Genomic DNA, 10390 nt, shown 5'->3' on the forward strand with positions numbered 1-10390 from the left:
GTGATCAGCCATATCGAAGCGCTTACCCGGCGCATACCTGTGAGGATAGATGTGAGAAGGACAGGGGTCAGGACATAAACTATACATGTGAAGGGGGGATGGAAAATACTATATGCAGGCGGCGGCCTGGGGTATTATTGGGTGCGGCAGGGACTGCGCCATTGATGTTAAAATATATTTTTATTGTGATAAGTTTCTGAAAAACTGATTGTTATCCAATCTTCCATTGAGATCACCAAAAACCTCCTGCAGTCACCGGTATACCCCGAACAAATGTCCAAGGCCTACGTATGGCGATTTTTCCGTATTTACCTACTGTTATGCTCATATGATTTATATAACGAGATTTATTTCTCCACTACAATCCAACCAGTTCCCACAGAGCTACAGTACCAATTTGAAGCCCTGAGATAATCACCACAGCATCCTTTAAATATGGAAACTCCTTCCTGAGCACCCTGTTACTTCTACCTCTGATCATCTTTGATATATAACTTACGGAATATTTTCACCAGCATTTCACAACTATATACACATGACTCAGATTAACCGCCCTACCAACTACCTAGCAACCACAGTCCCCCCTCTCCCCTCCAGCGCTTCCACCACACCCTCGGGCCTGCACACAACCGCCCGCGCCCCGCCCTGCTCCACGAACTCCACAGCCGCCAGAGTCTAAGGACCCATGCTCCCGGGCGGGAACTGCCCTTCTGCAAGGTAGCGGCGGGCTTCTTATACAATTAACTTACTAAGTTCTATTTGGCAACGGTTGCTACTGCTAAAATCATGTTATCCGATGTGCGCGCTAATCTTTTTTCTTTGCAAATCGCCATATTTTTCTTCAAGTTCACAGAGAAACGCTTCACGGTTGGATAAATACTTTCCACCCAACTCTTTACGAACTTTTCGCTGAAATTCTACTGCATCAAATTTCTTTTTCATGGATGACCCCCCTTGGGCTTATGTAGTGCGTTCCAGACACTTGGTCGCCCATGACTTCACCTGCTTGAAGTTGGTCGATCACTGGCTGGACGTCAGAGCGAATATGTCGATATTTTTAAAAAAGCGCCCGTAGATTACGTTTATATTCTCGAGTGAACTCAACTTGCACTGGTTCGGGTGACTCATTCGGCATCAATGCCATCCCATAATTCAGACACCGGTCGTGTGTCACCTGCTTTCGCTTCTTTCCAACCCTGGTGGAAGCTGACTTCTGCTGGCTTTAACACTACACTCTCACGAAATAACCGCACAATCTCAAGTAGATTCGGTAGATATTCCTGTGCTATCTCTTTAATTTCATTAATTAGCTTTTTTTCATAGAGAGAAAATTCGATGGACATGATTACTTCTTCTTAGATTTCAAATTCTTCAATAGTTTTGCTTATGCTCCAAACTTCTATAATTTTATCAGTATTGATTTTATCAAAATGCTTGTCATTAGTGATTAAAATCGCACCATCTTGAAGGCAGGTTGCAGCGTGATAGATATCTATTAACTCATCTTCTGGAAAATACGGTTTGCAGATATGCAAAAACTTTTCATCTACATCTACGACCTTCATTTTGTCTATTAATTTATGAATAATTACTTTTCCACTGTCAGACTCAAAGACTTTTGCATACTTTTCCATTTCCATAATCAAGAATTCATTACCAATGAGTATAACATTTGTATCATTAATCAGTTCTAAAAGTAATCTCAGTGATTTTGTTTCCTTTTTGGTATTCTTAACGGCTGCGATAAATAGATTTGTATCAACCAAAAACTGACGGATGTTTTTTCTTGATTTTCTTTTTGATATCACTTTGCACCTTATCTACTATGGTATCAATGTCTATATTTTTAAAGTCTTTCTCAAGCTGTTTCGCCAATTCTTCAATGTTTATTTTTTTGATAATTAAAAGGTCATTTTCAACATCTGCTATGAGTAACTTGGAGCCTTTGTTTAGCTTCATTTTCTTACGTATTGCGCTTGGAATTACAATCCTGCCAGCTTTGTCTATGTTCACAATTTCCATAATATACCATTATGGTATTATGGCATAAAGTATTTAGGGAATATTTCATCAATGCATTCATAATGTTGATGGCTACTCCCCCCAAAACGATTGTTCGGGTCAGGCTATGTTATCATTCCCCGGATGGCCAGGGCTGGCTTGTGGTTGAATCTGGTTACTGTTGTGATTCTGTCGCTGTTTGTATTTTTGGTATTTTGAGCCTGAACGGTTGAAAAATTGTCGGTGAAAAATCAGTAGTGGAGGAAATACATTAGATTAAATCAGATGGAGCCATTCGTTGGACTTCTTCGATAATATCAAAATGTCTATCCACACTTACGATTGTCTCAAGCCCGTTTTGTACCATTGTGGCAGCATGGATGATATCCCTTGATAACACACCTTTAGCCCGGTATTGTTGGTAAAAGTACAGCGATATCTCAATCTCCTTTTTGGTAACAGGCAGCACGTTGAGTCCCAGGTCCATCATGCTCCATGCCAGGTCTGCTCCCTTGTCTGGAAGATTGATGTGGTGATACCTGTATATAATTTCCTGAAACACTTCTGTATCAATGGCTGCCTTCAATTCTCCTGACTGGATACTAGATAGGATGTCAACACAGGGCTCTTTGAATTCATGGTGTTTGCCAGCGGCATACATGAAGATATTTGTGTCAATGAAATATTCATCCACTGACAGCACCTGATTCTATCTCTTGTTCCATGGTCTCCCAATCGTCTACCGGGAGGTTCATCTTAGAGATTTTCTTTACAGCATCAGGAGTTTTGGTATGCATTGGGCGTATGATGAGTTCGTCGTTCCTGTCTATTATGTATACTGCTGTGGATTCGTTCAGGCAGAGAGCTTCCCTCATTTTGGCAGGGATTGAAATTCTCCCAAATCATCTATTTTGGCAATTTTATGCATAATGGCATATTGGGCGTTATTAGGTTTAATGTTTTTGAGTGTTGTAGGTGGGTTGAAGATGGGGTTTTCGTCAACGACCTGGATTTCGCTACGCTCAAATCCGGGACATTGAGAGGATGCTCAAGAATAAAAAAAAATTGACTATTCAGTTAGCATAGTTATAAATAATTATAAAAAGTATTTGACCTATAATTTATAACAGTTAAAGGTAAATATAGTAAGCTGATTCAAAACAAAGTGAAGCAATCTCTTAAAGCAGCAGACGGGGCGGATTGTAGTTGAGTGATACCTGATGTTCACTAATATGCAGGAACGATGATAGTTATGAAAGTTGTAAAGTTAAATTTGACAAACTTCCGGGATGCTCAAGCTCTTTCCCTAGAGTTAAATCCGAAACTTAACGTTTTTGTTGGCGTGAACGGCTCTGGAAAGTCAACTGTTCTGGATGCTATTGCTATCATGCTCTCATGGCCGGCTAGTAGAATTATTCGTCCAGGTGCATCTGGCAGACCAATTACTGAAAATGATATTACTAATGGTAAATCTTCTTCATCCATTAAGTTATCCAGTGAAATCGATAGCAAAACGATAGAGTGGAAATTAGCGAAAAACCGAAAAGGGCATGCAGCTTCAGAAGACAAAAGCAACCTACATGACCTAAAGGATTATGTCACAGCAATTCAAAAGCAGATTTCTGAAACTTCGGAAAAAGTTAATATTCCGTTGTTTGTCTATTACCCTGTGAATCGTGCTGTGTTGGATATTCCATTACGGATACGTGGACAACATAGCTTTGACCTGCTTACAGCTTATGACAATGCGTTGACCACCGGTGCAAATTTCAGAACTTTTTTTGAGTGGTTCAGAGTAAGGGAAGACCTTGAAAACGAAATGTATAGGGAATTTCAGGATTTTGAGACTTTTTTTGAGCGAATCAAGAAAATAAATGACTTTGAAAGAGGATATAGTCGAGAATATCCGAATGTGCCTATCAAACCAACTGATTCTCAGTTCCTTGACCCACAGTTGGAAGCGGTTCGGAATGCATTATCGAAAATTTTACCCGATTTCTCTAATATCACCGTTCGAAGAAGTCCTCTGCGAATGGAGGTTGAGAAAAATGGCAAACGTTTAACAGTGAATCAACTTTCTGGTGGAGAACTGAATTTAATAGCAATGATTGGGGATCTGGCAAGACGAATGGCAATTGCAAACCCTGATTCCACTAAACCGCTGGAAGGTTCAGGCATTGTTCTCATTGATGAAATCGACCTGCACCTGCATCCGAAATGGCAACGGATGATTGTACCTAAGTTGTTGGATGTTTTTCCTAATTGCCAATTTATAATATCCACCCATTCGCCGCATGTCATCACCCATGTGCAGCCAGAGTGTCTATTCCTTCTCAAACAAACGGATTTAGGCATTGTGGTGGATAAGCCAAACGAGTCATATGGTAAAAACGTGGATCGGGTACTTGAAGATCTTATGGGTCTGAAAACAACACGGCCTGAAGAAGTCGCTTCTGAACTGGACAGTATTTTTAAAACTATCGACACAGGAAATAAGGAAGATGCACAAAAAAAGATTGCTAAGTTGAAGCTAAAAATTGGAGCTGATCCTGAATTGGTGAAAGCAGAAGTCCTAATGAAACGCAGAGAGCTGATCGGCAAATGAAGCATATTGTTAAAGTTCAGGATACCCCCCTTTTTGATGAATGGAAGGCACTTGACGATTATGAATGGAAGAAAACCTATGATGACTTGGTAAATCCAGAAAAGAAAGAAGTAAAAGATTCTCTCATGAAGGAACAAGGATATATTTGTTGCTACTGCGAACGTCGTTTGACCAATGATGATTCCCATATTGAGCATTTCAATCCTCAAAGCAACAACTCTGTCGATACTTTAAATTACACCAATATGTTGTGTTCCTGCCAAGATCAATTGAAAAAGGGAGAACCTCGACATTGTGGGATTTCAAAAGGCACTTGGTTTGATAAAGACCTTCTTATTTCGCCGTTAGATTCGAATTCTGAGGGACGCTTTGCCTATACTGCAGATGGCAAAATCCAACCTGCCGATGAATTCGATGCTGCAGCAACAAAGACAATTGAAAAACTGAAGTTAGATATTGGATTATTGAACGACTTTCGCAATAAAGCAATTGAGCCATTTTTGGATAATGACTTGGATGATGGGGAAGTTTCTCGATTTGTGAATGGTTACCTCAAAAAAAACTCGGGTGAAATGTTTGGAGAATTCTGGACAACCATCAATTACATATTTGTGCAAAATGTCAAATAGAAGGAACATTACGCTGACAAGAGAGCCATTTATTTTTTATTCCGATATTTCAATTTATGATTTATTACCTTTCAACCTTAATTTGACTGAAAATTGTTGGAAATATTTTATTTTTTAACCGAGTATAAGTCCCTCAATCTTGTAGTCACTAGTATACCCTGGACAAATATCACAGGCCTGTATATAGCGTTTTTTTAGGATTATCATCTTTTATGCTCCTCTATTGTACGATGAGATTTACCCCTCAACCACAGTCCCCCCTCTCCCCTCCAGCGCTTCCACCACACCCTCAGACCTGCACACAACCGCCCGCTCCCCGCCCTGCTCCACAAACTCCACAGCCGCCTGAATCTTAGGACCCATACTCCCGGGCGGGAACTGCCCTTCTGCAAGGTAGACCCGTGCCTCCTCCACAGTCAACCTGTCCAGTTCCACCTGGCCTGGTGTATTATAGTTCAGCGAAACCTTATCCACAGTCGTCAGGAACATCACCACATCCGCCCCGATCACTGCTGCCAGCAAACTGGAAGCCAGGTCCTTATCGATCACAGCATCCACACCCTTCAGGTCACCATCCTCCTCAACCACAGGTATGCCCCCGCCCCCGCAGGCAACCACAATAACGCCGTCCGCCACCAGTTCCCTGATCACTTCCGCTTCAACAATATCCACAGGCACAGGCGAGGCCACCACACGCCGCCAGCCACGCCCGCTGTCCTCCACCACAATGTGACCGCACCGCTCAAACTCATCAGCCTCCACCCTGCTGTAAAAAGGCCCGACAGGCTTGGTGGGATGTTCAAACGCAGGGTCATCCGGGTCCACCAGCACCTGCGTCACAACCGGCGCCACCCTGATATCAAGATGATGGTCCTTCAACTGGTTAATCAGGCTCTGCGCTATCATATATCCCATGCTCCCCTGGGACTGGGCCACATCCACATTCAGAGGCATATACGGCGCCTTACCCCTGGCTGCCTCCACCTGTACCATAATAAAACCCACCTGGGGCCCGTTCCCGTGGGTCAGCACCACCCTGTGGCCCGCACGCACCAGGTGGGCTATATGTCCCATGGATTCAAAAGTATTATCGAACTGCTCCTGAATTGTACCTTTCTGCCCGGGCCTGATAATGGCATTACCGCCAAGTGCAGCCACAATAAGACTCAAGCACCCACCCTGAGGAATTCATCTATTACGGTTTCCAGGGTAATCTCCCCGATCTCCTTTATCTCATATCGCACCCTGGTAGCCGGTTTATTGATGCTGATCTCCCGTGTCAGGTCGATGGGAGTGCCTATGACCACAGCATCGCAATCCACCCGGTTGATAGTTTCCTCCAGGTCCCTGACCTGCTGGGGGCTGTAACCCATAGCAGGCAGCAGCGCCCCAGTATCAGGATATTTATTGAAGGTCTCTGTGATGGAACCCACAGTATACGGTCGTGGGTCAACGATCTCCCTTGCCCCTGCCTTGTTGGCCCCGATGGTGCCTGCACCGTATTTCATGCCGCCATGGGTCAGGGTAGGTCCGTCCTCCACCACCAGCACCCGTTTTCCTCTTATCATCTCAGGGTGCTCCACCGTGACAGGCGAAGCCGAGTCAATTATCCTGGCGCCCGGGTTGACCTCCAAAATATTTCGGCGCACCTGCTCGATCTTTTCCAGTTCCGCAGTATCCTGCTTATTGATCAACACCACATCAGCCATTCGCAGGTTGATCTCTCCAGGGTAATATGTAAGCCCGTCCCCGGCCCGGTGCGGATCTGCCACCACAATGCTCAGGTCAGGTTTAAAGAACGAAAAATCATTATTACCACCGTCCCATACCACGATATCTGCCTCTGCTTCGGCTCTTTGCAGTATCTTTTCATAATCCACACCTGCAAACACAGTACAGCCCGCATCTATATGGGTCTCATATTCCTCCCTCTCTTCTATGGTAGTACCCATGGCATCCAGGTCCTCGTAACATGAAAAACACTGCACTGCCTGTTTTACCAGGTCCCCGTATGGCATTGGGTGTCTTACTACAGCCGAGGTCTTACCCAGCTTTCGCAGTATCTGGCATACTTTTTTACTCACAGAGGTCTTACCGCTGCCTGTACGCACTGCACATACCGATATCACAGGTTTGCTGCTCGTTATCTGGGTGGAATCGGGTCCCTGCATAATAAAATCAGCACCAGCGGCATTGACCATTGCGTCTTTGGACATAACATAATGATACGGCACATCACTATAGGCGAATACTACCTGGTCAATGGAGTGCGAATGTATCAGGTCAATAAGCTCAGCTTCCGGGTATATGGGAATGCCGTCAGGATACAGGTCGCCTGCAAGTACGGCTGGATATGTCCTGCCCTCTATATCTGGTATCTGGGTGGCAGTGAACGCTGCCACATGGTAGGCAGGATTGTCCCTGAAACATACATTGAAATTATGGAAATCACGACCTGCCGCCCCCATTATTATAACTTTAGTTAAATTTTCACTCATATAGTTGTCCTCATCCTGTTCGTTCCTCGTGCTGTTCGTTATATTTGTAATAATATTTGCTCTTACATATTCAATTATTCTGGCATAATATTAAATCCCATTTTCCTGAAATCTTCATCAAAAGTAAAAGCATCATTAATGCCCATGCTTTTCATCAATGCAAAACTGGTACAATCGGTAAAGCTCAATTGCTTGTCATTATTTTTCTCAAAGATGACCAGTGCATCTTCATAGACACTTTCATCAACTCTCCGCAACTCAATAATTTTCGAACTGTGGATATTTTGCCCCCAGTTGACAGCCTGGGCATGTCCCACCTTGAACCTGATCCTGGTCAAAGTTTCATCTACGATATAATCTGAGGTGATAAGCCTTGTTGGCCTAAATTTTCCATTTTGCATATCCATCAGGAAGCTCTGGGCTGCTTTGTAGTAGCTATCCCTGTCATTTGCCAGTGCCAGAAATGCAGAAGTGTCTATGAAAAGCACACCTCATACCTCGTATATCCGGTCATGTTTCTCTGATAGTTGCTCATCACTTGAGAACATCCCTGATGTCTTGAAGAAAGGGTCATCCTTGTCAAGCCCTGACTTACTCCTTACCCAGAACAATACAGCCTCCCTGACAGCATCCTTTAATGTGAGATGTTTCTCATCAGCCACTTTTTTCAGCCTTGAATATTCATAATCTTCCAGTTTTACCTGTACATTTTTGAATGACATGATATACCAACATGTAATATCAACATCTCATCATAAAATATTATCGTCTGATGAAATCCTGTAATTCAAATAATTAACCCCCGGTCTGTCAAGTAAGATCAACAGGGCTGGCAGCAGCGTCAGGGTCAACAACAATATCATCAGGATGGATGAGAATGCAATAATACCGAACCATACCATCAGCGGGAAGGGTGACAGCATCATGGCGGCAAACCCGCCTGATGTAGTCAGTCCGGAGGTCACGATGGCCTTACCTATCCGTGAGATAGTGGTTTGGATAGCATCCCGTGGTTCGGCCCCGTTTTCCCTTTCTTCCTTATAGCGGTGCATGATATGGATGGAATAGTCCACTCCCAGGCCCAGGATGATACTGTTGGTACTGATACTGAGGGTGGTCTGGGGGATGCCCAGTATCCACATCAGGGCTCCGCTTATGGCTATCACCACGATTATAGGGGCCATCGGGATAAGCGCCCTTACTACTGACCCAAATATCAGGAACATGGCCAGGAATACAAACACAAAACTAAGAAGAGTCATACGTATCTGGCCGTCGGTCATGGTATGGCCGATCTCATTGTTCAGTAACGGTTCTCCTGTTATGGTAATATCCATATCCGGTTGTATAAATTCTATAGAAGAGTGAATATTATTAAGGGCATCATCCAGTCTTTTTCCATCCAGGTGTTCCACTGTCAGGTCGATGACCCCGAGGGTAGCATACGGATAATTTACCAGCTTTCGCCTCTTGGCAGGGTCCATTTCATCTATCAGGTGCAAAATATCCTGGTTATCAGGCAGGCTGTCCCCGTCTGACAGAACTGAGGCCAGACTGCCTGTATGCTGCACAGCAGGTTCATGTGCCTGTAAATAATCGGATAGGGTAAGCATTTCCTGCAATGTTTTTCTGGAGGTGATATCGTCAGACCTTATTACAAGGGAAATAGTATCGGTACCGCCTGTCAGGTCTCGCATTTCCTCCATGAACCTTATGGCCTGGATATCCTGGGGGAAATATTGATAGAAATCTGTAAGTGTATCCACCTTTGGATACATTGCTGCACTTGAAAAGGTCACGCCGATAACGAGCAGCAGGATAAATATAGGATGCTTTGTAGAATTACGGGCAGTATATCTAAGAATCCTGTCCAGTGCATTTGGGGCAGGTTTTTGGTACCCTGAACTGCCTTTATCTACCAGTTTCAAGACAGCAGGGATGAACCAGATTGCAGTAATATATGACAGGACAAGCCCTATGGATATGGCCATGCCGAAATATTCCAGGTCTGGAATATTGGCGAAATACATACTGCTAAAGCCAACAAGGGTGGTGACAATGGCAAGTCCCACAGCCTTACCCATGCGGGTGATGGAGACCTCGATGGCCTCATCCACACCCAGTCCTTTTGAGCGTTCTTCTTCGTACCTGGTCATGACCTGGATGCCGTAATCGATACCCAGTCCTATCAAGACACTTAAAAATCCTGTCAGTATCATGGACATGGGTATTTCCAGCACACCCATGAGACCGAAGGCCATAGCCAGTGCAATGGTGACTGCCATGAGTGGCAAAAACGGCAGATACCTTCCCCTGACAATTGTCCTGAAAAATATGTACAATATTGTGATCATTAATATTAGTGCCACACCGAACATCATGCCCATGCTCATACCCATGATCATCCCAAGCTGGTAGTCAAGCATGGGCCCGCCCGAGGCTTCCACTGCCACACCCGGGGGCCGGTCAACGAAATCAATGGCTTTTTCCATATCAACGGCAATAGCTCCCGGCTGTTCGAGTTCAGGCACCTGTACAATGATAAGGGCAGTGTCGCGCCTGGGTATGATCCCTTCCAGGATACCGCTGTCGTATGCTGCCTGCAGTGCTTCCTGGCTTGAAGCTTCTTTTTCTGTTACCCTTCCGGCAGCAGAACT

The 10390-nt window shown here is 44.3% G+C and carries 13 protein-coding genes; 2 read left to right on the forward strand and 11 right to left on the reverse strand.

Annotated elements, in window-relative coordinates; genetic code table 11:
- Positions 1–789 precede the first annotated feature (789 nt).
- From HF974_06880 to HF974_06905, 6 genes are all read right to left on the reverse strand, one after another.
- On the reverse strand, positions 790–942 hold the full coding sequence (locus tag HF974_06880; protein ID MBC2698052.1) for a hypothetical protein: 153 nt from the start codon (positions 940–942) through the stop codon (positions 790–792).
- 182 nt (positions 943–1124) lie between these two features.
- Positions 1125–1343: a hypothetical protein gene (locus tag HF974_06885; protein ID MBC2698053.1), complete on the reverse strand. Its 219-nt coding sequence runs from the start codon at positions 1341–1343 to the stop codon at positions 1125–1127.
- Between the two features lie 12 nt (positions 1344–1355).
- Positions 1356–1766 (reverse strand): PIN domain-containing protein, encoded by a 411-nt coding sequence (locus HF974_06890; protein MBC2698054.1) that lies wholly within the window; start codon positions 1764–1766, stop codon positions 1356–1358.
- Positions 1759–2022, reverse strand: a complete 264-nt coding sequence (locus HF974_06895) for an AbrB/MazE/SpoVT family DNA-binding domain-containing protein (GenBank protein ID MBC2698055.1) — start codon at positions 2020–2022, stop codon at positions 1759–1761. The genes HF974_06890 and HF974_06895 overlap by 8 nt, the downstream gene beginning before the upstream one ends.
- A gap of 250 nt (positions 2023–2272) precedes the next feature.
- Positions 2273–2704 carry a type II toxin-antitoxin system VapC family toxin gene (locus HF974_06900; protein ID MBC2698056.1) on the reverse strand — a complete coding sequence of 144 codons (432 nt, stop codon included), beginning with the start codon at positions 2702–2704 and terminating at the stop codon, positions 2273–2275.
- The gene (locus HF974_06905; protein MBC2698057.1) at positions 2688–2876 is read right to left on the reverse strand and encodes a hypothetical protein; all 189 of its coding nucleotides are present in this window, start codon (positions 2874–2876) and stop codon (positions 2688–2690) included. The genes HF974_06900 and HF974_06905 overlap by 17 nt, the downstream gene beginning before the upstream one ends.
- Positions 2877–3253: 377 nt before the next feature.
- On the opposite strand from HF974_06905, the gene HF974_06910 reads away from it, so the two are divergent.
- On the forward strand, positions 3254–4606 hold the full coding sequence (locus HF974_06910; protein ID MBC2698058.1) for an AAA family ATPase: 1353 nt from the start codon (positions 3254–3256) through the stop codon (positions 4604–4606).
- Positions 4603–5235, forward strand: coding sequence for a TIGR02646 family protein (locus tag HF974_06915; protein MBC2698059.1), 633 nt, complete (start codon positions 4603–4605; stop codon positions 5233–5235). The genes HF974_06910 and HF974_06915 overlap by 4 nt, the downstream gene beginning before the upstream one ends.
- 237 nt (positions 5236–5472) lie before the next feature.
- On the opposite strand, the gene arcC is transcribed toward HF974_06915, so the two are convergent.
- The 5 genes from arcC to HF974_06940 form a co-directional block, all read right to left on the reverse strand.
- Positions 5473–6405, reverse strand: a complete 933-nt coding sequence (gene arcC, locus HF974_06920) for a carbamate kinase (GenBank protein MBC2698060.1) — start codon at positions 6403–6405, stop codon at positions 5473–5475.
- Complete coding sequence (locus HF974_06925; GenBank protein MBC2698061.1) at positions 6402–7733, reverse strand: GTPase; 1332 nt, start codon at positions 7731–7733, stop codon at positions 6402–6404. The genes arcC and HF974_06925 overlap by 4 nt, the downstream gene beginning before the upstream one ends.
- Before the next feature lie 74 nt (positions 7734–7807).
- Positions 7808–8221, reverse strand: coding sequence for a type II toxin-antitoxin system VapC family toxin (locus tag HF974_06930; protein ID MBC2698062.1), 414 nt, complete (start codon positions 8219–8221; stop codon positions 7808–7810).
- A gap of 3 nt (positions 8222–8224) precedes the next feature.
- Positions 8225–8455 (reverse strand): hypothetical protein, encoded by a 231-nt coding sequence (locus tag HF974_06935; GenBank protein MBC2698063.1) that lies wholly within the window; start codon positions 8453–8455, stop codon positions 8225–8227.
- Positions 8456–8485: 30 nt separating this feature from the next.
- A partial coding sequence (locus HF974_06940; GenBank protein MBC2698064.1) for an RND family transporter occupies positions 8486–10390 on the reverse strand: 1905 nt, incomplete at its 5' end.

The organism is ANME-2 cluster archaeon, from assembly GCA_014237145.1.
GTDB lineage: Archaea > Halobacteriota > Methanosarcinia > Methanosarcinales > Methanocomedenaceae > Methanocomedens_A.

Bases quoted from the DNA above. Each gene is read 5' to 3' on its own strand.
- HF974_06905 (MBC2698057.1), bottom strand. From the start codon at position 2,876: ATGAGGGAAGCTCTCTGCCTGAACGAATCCACAGCAGTATACATAATA.
- HF974_06915 (MBC2698059.1), top strand. From the start codon at position 4,603: ATGAAGCATATTGTTAAAGTTCAGGATACCCCCCTTTTTGATGAATGG.
- HF974_06885 (MBC2698053.1), bottom strand. From the start codon at position 1,343: ATGTCCATCGAATTTTCTCTCTATGAAAAAAAGCTAATTAATGAAATT.
- HF974_06910 (MBC2698058.1), top strand. From the start codon at position 3,254: ATGAAAGTTGTAAAGTTAAATTTGACAAACTTCCGGGATGCTCAAGCT.
- HF974_06895 (MBC2698055.1), bottom strand. From the start codon at position 2,022: ATGGAAATTGTGAACATAGACAAAGCTGGCAGGATTGTAATTCCAAGC.
- HF974_06925 (MBC2698061.1), bottom strand. From the start codon at position 7,733: ATGAGTGAAAATTTAACTAAAGTTATAATAATGGGGGCGGCAGGTCGT.
- HF974_06880 (MBC2698052.1), bottom strand. From the start codon at position 942: ATGAAAAAGAAATTTGATGCAGTAGAATTTCAGCGAAAAGTTCGTAAA.
- HF974_06935 (MBC2698063.1), bottom strand. From the start codon at position 8,455: ATGTCATTCAAAAATGTACAGGTAAAACTGGAAGATTATGAATATTCA.